The organism is Paracoccus sp. (in: a-proteobacteria), from assembly GCF_030538695.1.
In the GTDB taxonomy this organism is placed as follows: Bacteria; Pseudomonadota; Alphaproteobacteria; order Rhodobacterales; family Rhodobacteraceae; genus Paracoccus.
This window is the reverse complement of record NZ_JAUNTN010000006.1, coordinates 112,078-128,519: the sequence shown is the minus strand read 5'-3', so window position 1 is coordinate 128,519 and position 16,442 is coordinate 112,078. Positions and strand designations below refer to the sequence as shown.

General features: G+C 64.3%; 17 protein-coding genes and 1 pseudogene. 11 read left to right on the top strand and 7 right to left on the bottom strand.

All coding sequences use genetic code 11. From position 1 onward, the window contains the following. Positions 1 to 51: 51 nt before the first annotated feature. Positions 52 to 378, top strand: a pseudogene (locus tag Q4G24_RS04985) (histone deacetylase family protein); the annotation flags it as partial. On the opposite strand, the gene Q4G24_RS04980 reads toward Q4G24_RS04985, so the two are convergent. Further along, positions 375 to 1,004, bottom strand: coding sequence for a GntR family transcriptional regulator (locus tag Q4G24_RS04980; RefSeq protein ID WP_303365403.1), 630 nt, complete (start codon positions 1,002 to 1,004; stop codon positions 375 to 377). The pseudogene Q4G24_RS04985 and the gene Q4G24_RS04980 sit on opposite strands and share 4 nt — an antisense overlap. Between Q4G24_RS04980 and Q4G24_RS04975 the strand changes: the two genes are divergently transcribed. From Q4G24_RS04975 to Q4G24_RS04965, 3 genes are read left to right on the top strand one after another with little or no spacing between them, the layout of a single operon-like run. Next, entirely contained in the window at positions 1,003 to 1,755 is a 753-nt protein-coding gene (locus Q4G24_RS04975) for a pyrimidine 5'-nucleotidase (protein ID WP_303365402.1), read from the top strand. The genes Q4G24_RS04980 and Q4G24_RS04975 overlap by 2 nt on opposite strands. A gap of 29 nt (positions 1,756 to 1,784) precedes the next feature. Further along, positions 1,785 to 2,000 (top strand): hypothetical protein, encoded by a 216-nt coding sequence (locus tag Q4G24_RS04970; RefSeq protein ID WP_303365401.1) that lies wholly within the window; start codon positions 1,785 to 1,787, stop codon positions 1,998 to 2,000. Positions 2,001 to 2,004: 4 nt separating this feature from the next. Beyond that, positions 2,005 to 3,201: a UbiH/UbiF family hydroxylase gene (locus tag Q4G24_RS04965; RefSeq protein ID WP_303365400.1), complete on the top strand. Its 1,197-nt coding sequence runs from the start codon at positions 2,005 to 2,007 to the stop codon at positions 3,199 to 3,201. A 139-nt stretch (positions 3,202 to 3,340) separates the two neighbouring features. Here the strand turns inward: Q4G24_RS04965 and Q4G24_RS04960 are convergent, their stop codons facing one another. Together Q4G24_RS04960 and Q4G24_RS04955 are read right to left on the bottom strand one after the other, a co-directional pair. Beyond that, positions 3,341 to 3,796 carry an Lrp/AsnC family transcriptional regulator gene (locus Q4G24_RS04960; protein WP_303365399.1) on the bottom strand — a complete coding sequence of 152 codons (456 nt, stop codon included), beginning with the start codon at positions 3,794 to 3,796 and terminating at the stop codon, positions 3,341 to 3,343. Further along, on the bottom strand, positions 3,793 to 4,248 hold the full coding sequence (locus tag Q4G24_RS04955; protein WP_303365398.1) for an Lrp/AsnC family transcriptional regulator: 456 nt from the start codon (positions 4,246 to 4,248) through the stop codon (positions 3,793 to 3,795). Before Q4G24_RS04955 ends, Q4G24_RS04960 begins: the two co-directional genes overlap by 4 nt. Before the next feature lie 129 nt (positions 4,249 to 4,377). Here Q4G24_RS04955 and ilvC point away from each other — a divergent pair, with 129 nt between their 5' ends. From ilvC to Q4G24_RS04940, 3 genes are all read left to right on the top strand, one after another. Continuing rightward, on the top strand, positions 4,378 to 5,400 hold the full coding sequence (ilvC, locus tag Q4G24_RS04950) for a ketol-acid reductoisomerase (RefSeq protein ID WP_303365397.1): 1,023 nt from the start codon (positions 4,378 to 4,380) through the stop codon (positions 5,398 to 5,400). Between the two features lie 49 nt (positions 5,401 to 5,449). After that, complete coding sequence (locus Q4G24_RS04945) at positions 5,450 to 5,827, top strand: hypothetical protein (protein WP_303365396.1); 378 nt, start codon at positions 5,450 to 5,452, stop codon at positions 5,825 to 5,827. Between the two features lie 81 nt (positions 5,828 to 5,908). Then, positions 5,909 to 7,369: an MATE family efflux transporter gene (locus Q4G24_RS04940; RefSeq protein ID WP_303365395.1), complete on the top strand. Its 1,461-nt coding sequence runs from the start codon at positions 5,909 to 5,911 to the stop codon at positions 7,367 to 7,369. A gap of 57 nt (positions 7,370 to 7,426) precedes the next feature. Here Q4G24_RS04940 and Q4G24_RS04935 read toward each other — a convergent pair whose 3' ends face one another. From Q4G24_RS04935 to dnaE, 3 genes are all read right to left on the bottom strand, one after another. Continuing rightward, complete coding sequence (locus Q4G24_RS04935; RefSeq protein WP_303365394.1) at positions 7,427 to 7,672, bottom strand: DUF333 domain-containing protein; 246 nt, start codon at positions 7,670 to 7,672, stop codon at positions 7,427 to 7,429. A 9-nt stretch (positions 7,673 to 7,681) separates the two neighbouring features. Beyond that, positions 7,682 to 7,939, bottom strand: coding sequence for a DUF333 domain-containing protein (locus tag Q4G24_RS04930; RefSeq protein WP_303365393.1), 258 nt, complete (start codon positions 7,937 to 7,939; stop codon positions 7,682 to 7,684). Between the two features lie 62 nt (positions 7,940 to 8,001). Next, positions 8,002 to 11,478 (bottom strand): DNA polymerase III subunit alpha, encoded by a 3,477-nt coding sequence (dnaE, locus tag Q4G24_RS04925; RefSeq protein WP_303365392.1) that lies wholly within the window; start codon positions 11,476 to 11,478, stop codon positions 8,002 to 8,004. A gap of 99 nt (positions 11,479 to 11,577) precedes the next feature. On the opposite strand from dnaE, the gene Q4G24_RS04920 reads away from it, so the two are divergent. From Q4G24_RS04920 to Q4G24_RS04905, 4 genes are read left to right on the top strand one after another with little or no spacing between them, the layout of a single operon-like run. After that, on the top strand, positions 11,578 to 13,098 hold the full coding sequence (locus Q4G24_RS04920; protein ID WP_303365391.1) for an ABC transporter ATP-binding protein: 1,521 nt from the start codon (positions 11,578 to 11,580) through the stop codon (positions 13,096 to 13,098). Beyond that, positions 13,095 to 14,168 (top strand): ABC transporter permease, encoded by a 1,074-nt coding sequence (locus Q4G24_RS04915; RefSeq protein ID WP_303365390.1) that lies wholly within the window; start codon positions 13,095 to 13,097, stop codon positions 14,166 to 14,168. Before Q4G24_RS04920 ends, Q4G24_RS04915 begins: the two co-directional genes overlap by 4 nt. Beyond that, on the top strand, positions 14,168 to 15,028 hold the full coding sequence (locus tag Q4G24_RS04910) for an ABC transporter permease (protein ID WP_303365389.1): 861 nt from the start codon (positions 14,168 to 14,170) through the stop codon (positions 15,026 to 15,028). Before Q4G24_RS04915 ends, Q4G24_RS04910 begins: the two co-directional genes overlap by 1 nt. Positions 15,029 to 15,055: 27 nt before the next feature. Continuing rightward, the gene (locus tag Q4G24_RS04905) at positions 15,056 to 16,132 is read left to right on the top strand and encodes a BMP family ABC transporter substrate-binding protein (RefSeq protein WP_303365388.1); all 1,077 of its coding nucleotides are present in this window, start codon (positions 15,056 to 15,058) and stop codon (positions 16,130 to 16,132) included. A 44-nt stretch (positions 16,133 to 16,176) separates the two neighbouring features. Here the strand turns inward: Q4G24_RS04905 and Q4G24_RS04900 are convergent, their stop codons facing one another. Then, positions 16,177 to 16,440, bottom strand: a complete 264-nt coding sequence (locus tag Q4G24_RS04900) for a hypothetical protein (protein WP_303365387.1) — start codon at positions 16,438 to 16,440, stop codon at positions 16,177 to 16,179. Positions 16,441 to 16,442: the final 2 nt, after the last annotated feature.

Sequence of the window (16,442 nt, the reverse complement as noted above, 5' to 3'; positions counted from 1 at the left end):
AATAAAACCCGCAGACTCTCGTTATAAACGAGGGAACAAAGGGGGGCAGGTCAGCAGGTGATGAACGTCCCGCTGCCGCCCCATTCCGACGGGGCGCAGGGGCTGGCGGCATTGGAGCAAATCCTCAGCCGCTGCCATGACTTCAGGCCGAATATGGTGGTCCTGTCCGCAGGATTCGATGCCCATGCCGATGACCCGCTGGCGCATTTGCGCTGGCAGGATGCGGATTACGTCACCCTCACCCGGATGATCTGCGCCATGGCCCGCGATCTGGCCGCGCCGGTCGTATCGGTGCTGGAGGGGGGATATAATCTCGACTCGCTCAGCCGATGCGCACGGCTTCACGTCGAACTGCTGATCGAGGACAGTGCCTGTTAACCGAAGCGCACCTCTTTGGCATCTTCTTTCAGGCGGGTTTCATAGGCTTGCGAGATGTGGCGGCGCAGGGCGGCATCGGCCTCGGCCCCGTCACCAGCGGCAATGGCATCGACCAGCGCGGCGTGTTCGGCCAGCGCAACCGCACCCCGGCCCTGCGCGGCCAGCGAGGTCCGCGCCATCAGCGCCATGCTCCGATGCACAAGATCAAGCTGCTGCACCAGATAGCGGTTATGGGACGCGAGATGAATCTGTCGATGAAAGCGGCGATTCGCGCGAGACAGCGCCTCGGGGTCGTCGATGATGGCGCGGTCCTCGGCCACCATGGCTTGCAGCACGCGCACTTCCTCAGGCGTGGCATGGCGGGCGGCCAGCCGGGCAGCCAGCGCCTCCAGCTCGGTGCGGACGGTGTAAAGCTCAGCCAGCTGGTTGTGATCCAGCGTGGCGACAATCAGGCTGCGCCCGTCGCGTTTCAGCATCGCCTGGGTTTCCAGCCGTTGCAACGCCTCACGCACGGGGGTGCGGGAGACGCCGAAACGCTCGGCCAGTTCGGCCTCGACCAGCCGGTCGCCGGGGCGGTAGGTGCCGTCGTCGATGGCGGTTACGATCAGGGAATATGCGTCCTTCATGCGCCGCAGAATGGCAGCAACGGCGGTGATTGCAACCCCATCCGGCAACAGCTATCCGAAGACAATGAATTGGGATCACATCAATTTCTGGATCTTCGATCTGGACAACACGCTTTACCCGCCCGAAGCCGGGCTGTTCGCGCAGATCGAGACACGCATGACCGCATGGGTCATGCGCGAAACCGGCCTGCCGCACGATGCAGCGGACCGGCTGCGGGCCGATTACTGGCGCCGCCACGGCACCACGCTGGCCGGGCTGATGGCCGAACGCCACATCGACCCCGACGCCTATCTGGCCGAGGTTCACGACATCGACTTTTCCGTTCTGCGCCCCGATCCGGCGCTGGCGGCGGCGATTGCGGCGCTGCCGGGGCGCAAGATCGTGCATACCAACGCCGATGCCGCCTATGCCGCCAAGGTGCTGGCGCATCGCGGCCTGCCGGGCTTTGACGCCATATGGGGCATTGCCGAAACCGGCTATCACCCGAAACCGGACCAGCGGTCATATGCCGCAATCCTGCATGCCGAGGGTTATGATCCCACCCGTGCCGCCATGTTCGAGGACGACCACCGCAACCTGTCCATCCCGCATCGGATGGGGATGCAGACCGTGCTGATCGGCCCCGGACGCCACGGCCCGGATGCGCTGCCCCCCGACCATGACCATGGCAGCGATGTCGATTTCCACAGCCACGATCTGACCGGCTTTCTGACCACGCTTGCCCTGACCGGCGCGGACGTGGCAGAATAGCGCCGCAATTGCCAACCCAAGGACACACCATGAGCCACGATCACGTTCAAGACCCCGCCGCCGCTGCTGCCGAGGCCCGCAAGGAAAATGCACTGGCCGCAAAAATCCTGATCGCAATTGCCGCCGTGGTGATCCTTGCAGTGATTCTGGTGGCGCTGTTCGGGCCGCAACTGATCGGCATTTATGGCCTGATCGGCACCTTTATCGTCTATGCGGTGATGCTGGCCTTTACGGCAGGAAACTGACGCCATGACGACACCCGCCGCCAAGGTCGATATCCTTGTTTCGGGCGGCGGGATCGCCGGTCTGATCGCCGCCGCAGCCTTTGGTGCCGAAGGCCATAGCGTCATCTGCGTGGACCCTGCCCCACCCGTGACCGAGGAATCGGCGGCGGGGTCAGATCTGCGCACCACGGCGTTTCTGCAACCATCGCGCGCAGTTCTGGTGCGGGCCGGATTGTGGGACGTTTTCGCACCACATGCCGCACCGCTTCAGATCATGCGCATTGTCGATGCAGGCGGAGCCGAGCCGCAAGCCCGGCTGGTGCGCAACTTTGATGCCTCGGAAATCGGGGATCAGCCTTTTGGCTGGAACCTGCCCAACTGGCTGCTGCGGCGCGAGATTACCACCCGGCTGGCAGATATGCCCAATGTCACGTTTCGCCCCGGCATTGGCGCAACCGGCCTGACCCCGCGTCAGGACTGCGCCATCGTCACCCTGTCGGACGGCAGCCGGGTGCAGGCGCAACTGGTCGTCGCTGCGGATGGGCGCAATTCGACCATACGGCAGGCGCTTGGGATCGGCGTGAAAACCACCCGTTATGGCCAACGGGCGCTGGCCTTCGCGGTCACGCACGACAAACCGCACGAGAACGTCTCGACCGAGGTTCACCGCTCGGGCGGGCCGTTCACACTGGTGCCACTGCCGGATCGTGAGGGGCGCCCCTCCTCGGCCGTCGTCTGGATGGAACGCGGGGCCGAGATCGACCGGCTGAAAGCCCTGCCCCGCGAGGATTTCGCGGCGGAATTAAATGCCCGCTCCGCAAGTATCCTTGGCCATCTGACCCAAGCCACCGGGCTGACCGACTGGCCGATTATCAGCCAGTTGGCAGACCGCTTTACCGGCCCACGCACCGCGCTGATTGCCGAGGCCGCCCATGTCGTCCCGCCGATTGGCGCACAAGGGCTGAACATGAGCCTTGCCGATCTGGCCTGCCTGCGCGATCTGTCCGCCGACAATCCCGGCAGTCGTGCCAGCCTTGACGCCTATCACCGCCGCCGCTGGCCCGAGGCCCGGCTGCGTATTCTTGGCATCGACGCGCTGAACCGTGCAAGCATGGTCAGCCCCCGCCCCCTGCGCGACCTGCGTGCAGCGGCGCTTGGCGCGCTTTACGCCGCCCGCCCCGTGCGGCGACTGATGATGCAAGCCGGGTTGGGGATGCGCTGACCCCAAAGGCAGCATGGGGCGTAGCCCCTCTTGGCCTGCGGCCAATTCACCCCGGGATATTTAAGTGAAGAAGAAGCCGCTTTCTTCTTCATAAAAATATCCTGGGGTGAGGCGCGGAACGCGCCGAGGGGCAAAGCCCCTATAACGGCCCCGGACGGCGTTCTTCGGACAGCATAACATTGGCCTCGACCTGCCCCACCCCCGGCAGGGTCATAACCCTGCGGCGCAGGATGCGTTCAAAATCTGCAATATCGCGGGCGATGATCCGCAGGCGGTAATCGAACTGGCCAAGCACATGCTGAATCGTCTGCACCTCGGGGATAGCGGCGGCGGCGCGCTCGAAATCCTCCAGCCCCGGACGGCCACGCGCCGCCAGCTTGATCCCCAGAAACACCGTTACGCCAAAACCGATGGCGGCGTGATCCACCACCACCCGGCGGCCCGCAATGACGCCGCTGTCAGTCAGGCGACGGATACGGCGCCATGTGGCGGGTTGGGTCAGCCCCACCTGCCGCCCGATTTCTGCCGCGCCAAGCGTCGCATCCTGTGCCAGCAGCCGCAGAATGGCGCGGTCGGTCTCGTCCAGCGCGGTCACAGCGGCAGCTCCTGCCGGTTTTGCAATGTGGCGACAAGCATCAGCGATTCCAGATCGGTTACATGCGGCAGGGTCAGGATGCGCTCGCGGTATAATTCCTGCCAATGCGCCATATCGCGGGCGATCACGGACAGGCGCAGATCGACGCTGCCAAGGAATGTCTGGATCTCGATGATCTCGGGAACCTCTCGGGCGGCGGCGATGAAGGCGTCGGTGGCGCGCGGCTCGGTCTTGTCCAGCGTAAACCGCAACGAAACCTCGACCGCATAGCCCAAGGCCCGCCAGTCGATCCGCGCCTCGATCCCCCGGATCACACCCCTCGCCCGCAACCGTTCAACACGCCGCCACAATGTCGCATCCGTCACCCCGGCACGGCTGGCCAGCGTGGCGGAGGGCGCATCAGGATCGGCCAGCATCTGACGCAGGATTCGGCGGTCCGTATCATCAAGCATGATTTTTTCATAAGTTTCCATATTGCATTATGATAATATCCTCAAAATTGCCATAAATGAAAAGATTGTATGTTTATGCAGTCGAAAATCCGCTAAGAATATCCCAAGCATAACCGAAAGGACGAAAAAATGCGCGTTTATTACGACCGCGACTGCGATGTGAACCTCATTAAGGACAAGAAAATCGCCATTCTTGGCTATGGCAGCCAGGGCCACGCCCATGCGCTGAACCTGCGTGATTCGGGGGCCAAGAACGTGGTCGTTGCCCTGCGCGAAGGCAGCGCTTCGGCCAAGAAAGCCGAAGGCGAGGGGCTGAAGGTCATGGGGATTGCCGAGGCAGCCGCATGGTGTGACCTGATTATGTTCACCATGCCGGATGAGCTTCAGGCCGAAACCTATAAAAAATACGTCCACGACAACCTGCGCGAAGGCGCGGCAATTGCCTTTGCCCACGGCCTGAACGTGCATTTCGGCCTGATCGAGCCGAAACCGGGCGTTGACGTGATTATGATGGCCCCGAAAGGCCCCGGCCACACCGTTCGCGGCGAATACACCAAGGGCGGCGGCGTCCCCTGTCTGGTGGCCGTCCATCAGGACGCGACCGGCAAGGCCATGGACATCGGCCTATCCTATTGCAGCGCCATCGGCGGCGGTCGTTCGGGCATCATCGAGACCAACTTCCGCGAGGAATGTGAAACCGACCTGTTCGGTGAACAGGCCGTGCTGTGCGGCGGTCTGGTCGAGCTGATCCGCGCCGGTTTCGAAACGCTGGTCGAGGCCGGCTACGAACCCGAAATGGCCTATTTCGAGTGCCTGCATGAAGTGAAACTGATCGTTGACCTGATCTATGAAGGCGGCATCGCCAACATGAACTACTCGATCAGCAACACGGCGGAATATGGCGAATATGTCAGCGGCCCGCGCGTCCTGCCCTATGCCGAGACCAAGGCCCGGATGAAAGAGGTCCTGACTGACATTCAGAACGGCAAATTCGTGCGCGATTTCATGCAGGAAAACGCCGTCGGCCAGCCCTTCTTCAAGGCGACCCGCCGCATCAACGACGAACACCAGATCGAGCAGGTCGGTGCCAAGCTGCGCGAGATGATGCCGTGGATTTCCAAAGGCAAGATGGTGGACAAGGCCCGCAACTAAGCCTACCCCCAAAGGGTGCCTTCGGGCGCCCTTTCCTATGGTGGAGCCAATGCAGGACGATTTCCAGAAACTGACCCGGACCGCGCCCGAGCGGCGGCGTTATTTCACCCCCGGCTGGTTCCGCAGCCTGCTAAGCGGGCGCGAAGGGTTGGGCGATACGTTCTTTATCGGCAATTACGGCGTGACCATGCTGCTGGTGCTGGCCGGGTTTGGGCTGGCGGCGCTGGCGGCAGCAACCCATTCGGCTGCCGCCGTGAGCGCGGTGGTCCGTTTGTGCCAGATCGCGGCATTGATCTGGTATCTGGCCCTGCTGCCGGCACTGTTCCGGGCGGCACGACGCAGCCCGCAGGTGGGCGGCTGGCGCTGGGTCGGGGTGGCACATCTGCTGGTGCAGATCGTCGCTGTCGTGTTCTGGCTGAATAGGTGATCCAGCCCACTGTGGAAACTTTGCCGCGCCCAAAGGGTTGAACGGGCCAGAGCGCCCCGGCGCATGGAAAAGGATCATCCTGTGAAAGCCCAAAACAATCTGGTCACGGCCCCCATTGCCTCAACGCTGCTGCTGTTTGCCCTGCCGACGCTGGCCTCATCCATGCTGCAATCCGCGAACGGATCCTTTGCTGCGCTTTGGGTCGGGCGGCTGCTGGGGTCGGGTGCGCTGGCGGCGACGACGAACGGCAATCTGGTGATGTTCCTGATGACGGCCTTTGTCTTTGGCTTTGGCATGGCCTCGACCATCCTTGTCGGACAGGCTTACGGGCGCGACGATCTGGAAAGCGCGCGCCGGGTGGTTGGCACCGCTGTCGGCACGTTTGTTCCGGTGGCCGCAGTTCTGGCCTTAGGCGGCTGGTTTCTGGCCCCTGCGGTGCTGGAAACCCTCGGCACCGACCCGGCGATTACCCCGCTGGCGCGGGATTTCCTGCGCGTGACCTTTCTGGCGCTGCCCGGTATCCTGCTGATGACCATGCTGATGATGGCCCTGCGCGGCAGCGGTGATTCCATCACGCCGCTGATCTTCATGGCGCTGGCGGTGGTGCTGGATATTCTGCTGAACCCGGTCTTCATCCTTGGGCTTGGCCCGGCCCCGCGCATGGGAATCGGCGGTTCGGCCTTTGCCATGGCAATTGCGAATTACACCGCACTGGCGGCAATGCTGGTCTGGATCTATGCCCGCGACCTGCCGCTGCGGTTGCGCGGAGCGGAACTGGCATGGCTGCGGCCCGATCCGGCGATCCTTGGGCTGATGCTGCGTAAGGGCCTGCCGATGGGGGTGCAGATGATCGTGGTGTCAGGGTCCATGCTGGCGATGATGCGGCTGGTCAATGCGCAGGGCGTGGACACGACGGCGGCCTTTGGCGCAACGCAGCAGATCTGGACCTATGTCCAGATGCCCGCGATGGCGCTTGGCGCGGCAGTCAGCGCGATGGCCGCGCAGAATATCGGCGCGGGCCTGTGGGACCGGGTGGCGCAGATCACCCGCATCGGGGTGATCTATAACCTGATGCTGACCGGGGCTTTGGTCGTGCTGCTGCTGGCGGTGGACCGCCATGCGATGCAGGTTTTTCTGGGTGATGACAGCACCGCCATCAGCATTGGCCAGCGGATCGCGCTGTTGGGGACATGGGGCTTTATTCCCTTTGGCGTCACCATGGTGCTGTTTGCAACGATCCGCGCTAATGGTCAGGTGGTCTGGCCGCTGCTGATCCTGTGCGTGTCGATGTTCCCGGTGCGGCTTGGCTTTGCCTATGGGATGCAAGGGCTGTTAGGCACCGATGCAATCTGGCTGAGCTTTTCCGCCGCGATGCTCGCCACGATGGTCATGGCGGTGCTGCTGTATCGCTATGGCAACTGGCGCGCGGCTGATGACATGCAGATCACCTCGCCCGAGCGGCAGCCTATGGCGGCGGCCCTGTATTCCGAGGCCTGCCCACCGCATTGCGGCCGCGCCGCCCATGCACCTGCCGCGCGCTGACATGAAAAAGCGCGGCAGGACGGCCCGCCGCGCATCGGGTTTCAGACGAAGGGTCGCTTATTTCGCGCCGGGAATACCGGGGATTTCACCACGGAACAGCGCCCATTCCTCGAACACGCGACCATCCGGCAGGCGGCAGTAGCCGACCTGACCGGCGGCTTCGTCACGAATTTCGGACTGACCGCCAAGCGTCTCGGCACAATAGACCGAAGCCGGGTTCGCCATGCCGATGGCGTTCGTATCGTCTTCGGTCACGCAGGCCCCCAAGGCAAGAACGGCAAAAACTGGCAGAGTTTTCAGCATGGTATATCCTTACAGATCGTTGTTGCTGTTAATCAGGTCTGCCGTGCTGACCGTCCGCCCACCCGGCAAGCGGCACAGATCGGCCCGACGCCCCTGCGATACGCGCTGAATAACCTCGCCGCCACGGCCTGCGCAGTAAAGCGCCGCGGGATCGACAAGCGCGGTGTTGGCATTGCCCGAAGGGGCGCGGCTGGTCTGGCTGCCGCCGCCACCGCAAGCGGCCAGCGCAGCGAACAGGGTCAGGGAAAGGGCAAGACGGGTCTGCATCGGGCGAACTCCTTGGTTTTGCGGGCGCGTTAACGCCATATGGCGCGTCTTGCAACAGCGGGTCATTCCTCGACCACCTCCAGCACACCGGGGACGGCGCGCAACATCTGACGGGCGGCGGGGGTCAGCGGGGCCTTGTCGTCGATCTGCACATCGACCAATGCATCACCGAACGGCAGGCGCAGGCGCAAGGGGCCGCGCCCTCGGGCGGGGGCCTTCACCTCGGCCTGAATCCGGGCCAGCATGGCGGCGACGTCGAGCAAGGGCGTCGCATCGGCCAGCCGCACGATCAGCACATCCGCCCCCGCATCCGCGATCACCGATTCCATCGACACCACGCTGCGGGCCAACATCTTGACCCCCTCGCCCGAGGGTTCAGCCTCGACCTGCAAGACCACGTTTTCGCCGGGCTCCAGCAAAGCGCGGGCCGCGTCCAGCGTATCGGAAAACACCGTGACTTCATAAAGGCCCGTCGGGTCCGAAAGCTGCACAAAGGCATAGCGCGTCCCCTTGGCAGATTTCTTTTCCTGCCGCGAGGAGACCGTGCCGGAAATCTGCGCCACCATCGGGCCGGATGCCGCATCACGGGCAAGCTCGGTCAGGGTCATCACCTTTTTACGGCGCAGCGCAGGCATGTAATCATCCAGCGGATGCCCGGACAGATAGAAACCGATAGCGCGGTGTTCCTCGGCCAGCCGCTCGCCGGGCAGCCAGAGGGGGGCGGTCGCCGGACGCGGCGGCGGCAGATCCTCGCCCCCGCCGAACAGCGAAGACTGGTTCGAGGCCGCCTGTTCCTGCACCGCCGCCGACCACGCCGCCAGCTTGTCGATAGAGGCCAGCACCTGCGCCCGGTTCGGGTTCAGCAGGTCAAAGGCACCGGCACGGGCCAGCATTTCCAGCGGGCGCTTGCCCACGCGCTTCATATCCACGCGGCGGGCGAAATCGGTCAGGTCACGGAAGGGCTGGTCCCCCCGCGCATCCGAAATCAGCCGCATCGCCTCGATCCCCACGCCTTTCAGCGCGCCAAGCGCATAATGGATGCGCCCCTCGGCCACGGTAAAGGTCGGGGCGGATCGGTTGACGCAGGGCGGCACGACCTCGATCCCCATGCGGTCCACCTCGCGCTTATAGATGGCCAGCTTGTCGGTCAGGTGAATATCGCAGTTCATCACGGCGGCCATGAACTCGACCGGGTGGTTCGCCTTCAGCCACGCGGTCTGGTAAGATACCACCGCATAGGCCGCCGCGTGCGATTTGTTGAAACCATAGTTGGCAAACTTTTCCAGCAGGTCAAAGACTTCGCCCGCCTTCTTGGAATCCACCCCCTGCGCGACGCTGCCATCGACAAATTTGGGCCGTTCCTTGGCCATTTCCTCGGCAATCTTCTTGCCCATCGCCCGGCGCAAGAGGTCTGCGCCGCCAAGGCTGTAACCCGCCATGACCTGCGCAATCTGCATCACCTGTTCCTGATAGACGATGATGCCCTGCGTCTCGGCAAGGATATGGTCGATGCTGGGATGGATAGATTCGATCTCGCGGCGACCGTTTTTCACGTCGCAATAGGTTGGGATGTTCTCCATCGGGCCGGGACGATACAGCGCGACCAGCGCCACGATGTCCTCGATACAGGTCGGGCGCATCTGCCGCAGCGCGTCCATCATGCCGCTGGATTCCACCTGAAACACCGCAACCGTGCGGGCGGCGGCGAACAGGTCATAGGTCGGCGCATCGTCCAGCGGAATGGCGTTGATCTCGTCCACGGTGCCATCGGCAGGGGCGTAAAGCTGACGGCCATCCGGCGCGATATGCAAATGCCGCCCGCTGCCCCGGATCAGGTCCACGGCGTTCTGAATGACGGTCAGGGTTTTCAGCCCCAGAAAGTCGAACTTGACCAGCCCGGCCTGCTCCACCCATTTCATGTTGAACTGGGTCGCGGGCATATCCGATGCCGGGTCACGATACAGCGGCACAAGCTGATCCAGCGGGCGATCACCGATCACCACCCCGGCGGCATGGGTCGAGGCGTTGCGATACAGCCCCTCCAACTGTTTGGCATAGGTCAGCAGCCGGTCTACGACCTCCTCGGCACGGGCGGCTTCGCGCAGGCGCGGTTCATCGGCCAGCGCTTTTTCGATGCTGACCGGTTTCACCCCCTCGACCGGGATCATCTTGGACAGCCGGTCCACCTGACCAAAGGGCAGTTGCAGCACCCGGCCCACGTCGCGCACCGCCGCCTTGGACAGAAGCGCGCCAAACGTGATGATCTGACCCACCTTTTCCGCGCCGTATTTCTGCTGGACGTAATGGATCACCTCCTCGCGCCGGTCCATGCAGAAGTCGATGTCGAAATCCGGCATCGACACCCGTTCCGGGTTCAGGAACCGCTCGAACAGCAGGGAATAGCGCAACGGGTCAAGGTCGGTGATGGTCAGCGCATAGGCGACAAGGCTGCCCGCCCCCGACCCCCGGCCCGGCCCGACCGGAATCCCGTGGTCCTTGGCCCATTTGATGAAATCGGCCACGATCAGGAAGTAACCGGGAAAGCCCATCTGCTCGATGATACCCAGTTCAAAATCAAGCCGCTGATGGTATTCATCTACCGTCACCGCATGGGGGATGACGGCCAGCCGCGCCTCCAGCCCCGCGCGGGCCTGACGGCGCAGCTCCTCGACCTCATCATCGGCAAAGCGGGGCAGGATCGGCTTGTGCCTGGCCACGGCAAAGGCGCAGCGGCGGGCGATTTCAACGGTGTTTTCCAGCGCCTCGGGCAGATCAGCGAACAGCGCCGCCATCTCGGCTGCGGTCTTGAAATAATGCGCGGGCGTCAGGCGACGGCGGGGCTGCGGCTGATCCACATAAGCCTTGTCCGCGATGCACAGCAGGGCGTCATGGGCCTCATACATCTCGGGTTTGGGGAAATGCACGTCATTGGTGGCGACCAGCGGCAGGGCCATCTCATAGGCCAGCGCGATCATGCCCGATTCGGACGCGGCTTCGACCGGCATCAGCGCACCGGCATCCGAGGGGTGACGCTGAAGTTCGACATACAAACGGGTCGGGAACCCCGCCGCCAGCCGCTCCAGCAACGCCCGCGCCGGGGCTATATGCCCGGCCCCGACCATCTGCCCCAACGGCCCGGTCGCCCCGCCGGTCAGGCAGATCAGCCCTTCGGCATGGTCGCAAAGCTCGGCCAGCGTGACATGCGGCAGGCCCGAGCCTTCGCGCAGATACAGGACCGAGGACAGCTTCATCAGGTTCATCCAGCCGTCACGGTTCTGCGCCAGCAGCACCACGCCGCCGCTAACCCCATCGGCCCGCAACGTCACCTGACAGCCTACGATCGGCTGCACCCCTGCGCCTTGGGCCGTCACCGAGAACTCCAGCGCGGCGAACATCGCGTTGGTGTCGGTCAGCGCCACGGCAGGCATCCCCTGATCCGCGGCAATGGCGATCAGCTTTTTCACCGGCACTGCCCCTTCAAGCAGAGAGTGCTGAGAATGTGTGCGCAGATGGATGAATCGGGGTTTATTTTCGGTCATGGTGCAAACTACCCCGCCACAGAGGTGCGGCGCAACTTCCCCGACGGATAAAACCACGCTAAGCATAAGGAAAGACAGATTCCCGCGGATGACGACGGCGTGACAGAGACCTTCCGGGCCGAGGGCCTGACCAAGAGCTATCCCGGCGTGCGCGCCAATGATGATGTGTCCTTTTCGGTGGAAAAGGGCCGCATCCATGCGCTGCTTGGCGAAAACGGGGCCGGGAAATCAACGCTGGTCAAAACGATCTATGGTCTTGTGCGGCCTGACAGCGGGCGGATGCTGCTGAACGGTCAGCCCTTTGCACCGGCGGACCCGCGGGCGGCGCGGGCGGCGGGCGTGGCGATGGTGTTTCAGCATTTCAGCCTGTTCGACGCGCTGAACGTGGCTGAAAACATCGCGCTTGGACTGGACAACCCGCCGCCCCGCGCCACCCTGCCCGCCCGGATTGCCGAAGTCAGCGCCGAATACGGCCTGCCGCTGGACCCTGCCCGTCGCGTCGCAACCCTGTCGGCGGGCGAACGGCAGCGGGTCGAGATCGTGCGCTGTCTGCTGCAAGATCCTCGCCTGCTGATCATGGACGAACCCACCAGCGTGCTGACCCCGCAAGAGGCCGAGATCCTGTTTGCCACGCTGCGGCAACTGGCGGCGGCGGGGACTTCGGTTCTGTATATCAGCCACAAGCTGGACGAAATCCGCAGCCATTGCGACAGCGCCACGATCCTGCGTCATGGCCGGGTGGTGGACAGCGTGACCCCGCGCGACCACTCCGCCCGTGAGCTGGCCGGGCTGATGGTCGGCGGCGAAATGCGGCTGGTGGACCGCGCCGGACGCCAGCCGGGGTCAGAGGTCCTGCGCGTCACCAAACTGTCGGCAGGCCATGCCTTGCGTGAGGTCAGCCTGACCCTGCACGCGGGCGAGGTCCTGGGCATTGGCGGCGTGGCTGGAAACGGTCAGGAAGAATTGCTGCAAGCCCTCTCGGGCGAGGTCCGCAGCCCGGCCGGAACCGTGGTGATGGCTGGGGCCGATCTGTCGGGGGCAGGACCGGATGCGCGGCGCAAGGCGGGACTGCTGGCCGCACCCGAAGACCGTCTGGGCCATGCCGCCGTGCCGGAAATGTCGCTGGTGGAAAACGCCCTGCTGACCGCCGGGGCGCGGCAAGGACTGGTGCGCCGCGGGTTGATCGACCGGCCTGCCACCCGCAGCTTTGCCGAAACCGTCATCAAAGCCTTTGACGTGCGCACCCCCGGCCCGGACACCGCTGCCGGGGCGCTGTCAGGCGGCAATCTGCAAAAATTCGTTATCGGCCGCGAGATCATGCAGGCCCCCCGCGTTCTGGTCGTGAACCAGCCGACCTGGGGCGTCGATGCGGGGGCGGCGGCAGCCATCCGTCAGGCGTTGCTGGACCTTGCCGCCTCGGGTGCGGGGATCATCGTCATCAGTCAGGATCTGGATGAATTGCTTGAACTTTCCGACCGCTTCGCCGCGCTGAACGAGGGCCGCCTGTCCGCCCCCCGCCCGACCGAAGGGCTGACGCTGGATGAAATCGGCCTGATGCTTGGCGGCGCCCATGGCATGAGTGCGGCACATAGCCAGACCAGCACGGGGGGCGCAGCATGATCCGGCTGGAACCCCGCGCCGAGGCATCCCGCCTGTGGCAAGTCGGTGCGCCACTGTTGGCAGTGCTGGCGACGATGCTGGCGGGCGGAATACTGTTTGCGCTGATGGGGACCGACCCGTTGGCGGCGCTGCGGGTGATTTTCTGGGACCCCCTGTTCGGGGCCAGCGCGGGCTATGCGCGGCCGCAACTGCTGGTCAAGGCCGGGCCGCTGATCCTGATTGCCTGCGGGCTGGCACTGGGATTCCGGGCGGGCATCTGGAACATCGGGGCCGAGGGGCAATATATCATCGGTGCCATCTGCGGCGCGGCGGTGGCGCTGGCGGCCTATCCCTCTGACAGCCCGCTGATCTTTCCGGCGATGATCCTTGCGGGCGCTGCGGGTGGCTGGCTGTGGGGGATGATCCCGGCAGTGCTGAAAAACGCCTTTGGCGCGTCCGAGATTCTGGTGTCGCTGATGCTGGTCTATATCGCCCGCGTGCTGGCGGCGTGGATGGCCTTTGGCCTGCTGCGCAACCCCGAGGGCTATGGGATGCCCGGCAGCCGCAACCTGCAACAATACCCCGCCGCCGCCAACCCCGAGCTGATCGCCGGATGGGGCGCGCATTGGGGCACCGTTGCCGCCGCGCTGGCGGTGGTGGTGGTTTGGTTCCTGATGGAACGATCCAAGCGCGGCTTCGACATCCGCGTCGCGGGGCTCGCCCCCCGCGCCGCACGTTTCGCGGGGGTCAGCCCCGAACGGCTGGTCCTGTTCTGCCTTGGCCTTTCGGGCGCTTTCGCCGGGCTGGCAGGCATGTTCGAGGTCGCAGGCCCGGCTGGCCGGCTAACCGACAGCGTAGGCGTAGGCTATGGCTTTACCGCAATCATCGTGGCCTTTCTTGGCCGCCTGCACCCTGTCGGTATCCTGCTGGCGGGGCTGCTGCTGGCGCTGACCTATATCGGCGGCGAAATGGCACAGATGCTGCTGAACCTGCCTGCCGCCTCGGTGCAGGTGTTTCAGGGGATGCTGTTGTTTTTCCTGCTGGCCTTTGACCTGCTGACCCGGTTCCGTATCCGCTGGGGGAAACACTGATGGACCTGATCTGGATGCTGATTGCCGCCGCGACGCCAATCCTTTTCGCCGCCTTGGGCGAAATGGTCGCGGAACGCGCGGGCGTGCTGAACCTTGGGGTCGAGGGCATGATGATTACCGGCGCACTGGCCGGTTTTGCGGCGGCGCATCTGACCGGCAGCCCTTCCGTCGGCTTTATGGCCGCTGCGCTGGCGGGGGCGGCGCTGTCGCTGCTCTTTGGCCTTTTGACGCAATATCTGCTGACCAATCAGGTCGCCACCGGGCTGGCGCTGACGCTGTTCGGGCTTGGCCTTGCCGCCATGTTCGGCAAGCCGCTGGAAGGGGTCAAGGCCCCGCCGATGGGCTTTGACTGGGTGATGTGGCTGGGCCTTGCGCTGGTGCCGGTGCTGTGGCTTTGGCTGGGCCGGACCCGGCGCGGGCTGATCCTGCGGGCCGTGGGCGAGAACCACGACGCCGCCCATGCGCTTGGTTATTCCGTGCATCTGACGCGGCTGGCGGCGATTGCCTTTGGCGGGGCGCTGGCGGGGATCGGCGGTGCCTATATTTCCATCGCCCGCGTGCTGCAATGGACCGAAGGGCTGACCGCCGGCGCGGGCTGGATCGCGCTGGCTATCGTCGTTTTCGCAGGCTGGCGGCCATGGGGTGTGCTGGCCGGGGCGTGGCTGTTCGGCGGCGTCACCGTGCTGCAACTGCGGCTGCAAGCGGCAGGCGTGGCGATTCCGGTGCAGCTTTTGTCCGCCGCGCCCTATCTGGCAACGATCATCGTGCTGGTGCTGATCTCGGCCCGGCAGAAATACGGGCGCTCGGCCAGCAGCGCCGCGCCCGCCAGCCTTGGCAATAATTTCCACGCGCTGCACTAAGCGCCCGACACCACAGAGAGAGGTCACATGAAACGCAGAACCCTTTTGACCAGCGCCGTCGCGCTGTCGCTGGCCACCGCCCTGCCCGCCTTTGCACAGGACGAGCCGCTGAAGATCGGCTTTATCTATGTTGGTCCGGTGGGCGATGGCGGCTGGACCTATCAGCACGATCAGGCCCGTCAGGCCATCGAGGCCGAATTCGGCGACCGCGTGCAGACCACCTTCATCGAATCGGTCCCCGAAGGCGCCGATGCCGAACGCGCCCTGACCCAGCTTGCGCTGGCCGGGAACAAGCTGATCTTTGCCACCAGCTTTGGCTTTATGGACCCGGTGCAGAACGTCGCAGCCAAGTTCCCGGATGTGAAGTTCGAACACGCGACCGGCTATAAGACCGCGCCGAACGTGTCCGCCTATGACGCCCGCTTCTATGAGGGCCGCGCCGTGCTTGGCACCATCGCGGGCCGGATGACGAAATCCAACAAGATCGGCTATATCGGGTCGTTCCCGATCCCCGAGGTGGTTCAGGGCATCAACAGCAGCTTCATTCACGCAAAGAAGGTGAACCCGGATGTCGAAATGCGGGTGGTGTGGGCCTATAGCTGGTTCGACCCCACCAAAGAGGCCGATGCCGCCGCTGCGCTGATCGCGGAGGGCGTCGATGTGATCTTGCAGCACACCGATTCCACTGCGCCCTTGGCCAAGGCTCAGGAAGCAGGCGTTTACGGCTTTGGTCAGGCCAGCGATATGTCGAACTTTGCTCCCGCGCCGCGGCTGGCCTCGATCATCGACGAATGGTCGCCCTATTACATCAAGCGCGTGAACGATGTGCTGAACAACACCTGGGAATCACAGCATGTCTGGCTGGGGATCGGTGATGGCGAGGTCGTGATCGGTGAAATCACCGACGCTGTTCCCGCCGAAGTCAAGGCCGAGGCCGAGGCTCTGCGTGACCAGATCGCGGCGGGTGAATACCACCCGTTCACCGGCCCGCTGAACAAGCAGGACGGCAGCGCGTGGCTGGCTGAGGGCGAAACCGCCTCGGATGCGGACCTGTCCAGCATGAACTTTTTCGTTGAGGGGATTACGGCGCAGATGCCGCAGTAATCACCGGAAACAATCTCTGGGGCGGCCTTTCGGGGCCGCCTTCTTCATGGCTGCCATGCCTCCAGCCGCCAGACCTCGCCCGCATCGGCGGCGGCTGCGCGCTGGTCCTGCGTCAGATCCTCAATCAGCCGCAGCCCAAGGGTCAGCGCCTGCACCGGGTCGATCCCGTAAACCGGCTGCCCCTGCATCTGGCCGCGAATGGTGACAGTGGCAAAGTAATCCCCCTGCCCGGCGTGTTCGCCATTGCAGGAAATCTCTGCCTGAACGGTCCCGTGCCCCGAGACGATCCGAAAGCCGACCGGCGCCATGG

Bases quoted from the DNA above. Each gene is read 5' to 3' on its own strand.
- Q4G24_RS04975 (WP_303365402.1), top strand. From the start codon at position 1,003: ATGCGCCGCAGAATGGCAGCAACGGCGGTGATTGCAACCCCATCCGGC.
- Q4G24_RS04980 (WP_303365403.1), bottom strand. From the start codon at position 1,004: ATGAAGGACGCATATTCCCTGATCGTAACCGCCATCGACGACGGCACC.
- Q4G24_RS04970 (WP_303365401.1), top strand. From the start codon at position 1,785: ATGAGCCACGATCACGTTCAAGACCCCGCCGCCGCTGCTGCCGAGGCC.
- Q4G24_RS04965 (WP_303365400.1), top strand. From the start codon at position 2,005: ATGACGACACCCGCCGCCAAGGTCGATATCCTTGTTTCGGGCGGCGGG.
- Q4G24_RS04955 (WP_303365398.1), bottom strand. From the start codon at position 4,248: ATGCTTGATGATACGGACCGCCGAATCCTGCGTCAGATGCTGGCCGAT.
- ilvC (WP_303365397.1), top strand. From the start codon at position 4,378: ATGCGCGTTTATTACGACCGCGACTGCGATGTGAACCTCATTAAGGAC.
- Q4G24_RS04945 (WP_303365396.1), top strand. From the start codon at position 5,450: ATGCAGGACGATTTCCAGAAACTGACCCGGACCGCGCCCGAGCGGCGG.
- Q4G24_RS04935 (WP_303365394.1), bottom strand. From the start codon at position 7,672: ATGCTGAAAACTCTGCCAGTTTTTGCCGTTCTTGCCTTGGGGGCCTGC.
- Q4G24_RS04930 (WP_303365393.1), bottom strand. From the start codon at position 7,939: ATGCAGACCCGTCTTGCCCTTTCCCTGACCCTGTTCGCTGCGCTGGCC.
- dnaE (WP_303365392.1), bottom strand. From the start codon at position 11,478: ATGACCGAAAATAAACCCCGATTCATCCATCTGCGCACACATTCTCAG.
- Q4G24_RS04915 (WP_303365390.1), top strand. From the start codon at position 13,095: ATGATCCGGCTGGAACCCCGCGCCGAGGCATCCCGCCTGTGGCAAGTC.
- Q4G24_RS04910 (WP_303365389.1), top strand. From the start codon at position 14,168: ATGGACCTGATCTGGATGCTGATTGCCGCCGCGACGCCAATCCTTTTC.
- Q4G24_RS04905 (WP_303365388.1), top strand. From the start codon at position 15,056: ATGAAACGCAGAACCCTTTTGACCAGCGCCGTCGCGCTGTCGCTGGCC.
- Q4G24_RS04900 (WP_303365387.1), bottom strand. From the start codon at position 16,440: ATGGCGCCGGTCGGCTTTCGGATCGTCTCGGGGCACGGGACCGTTCAG.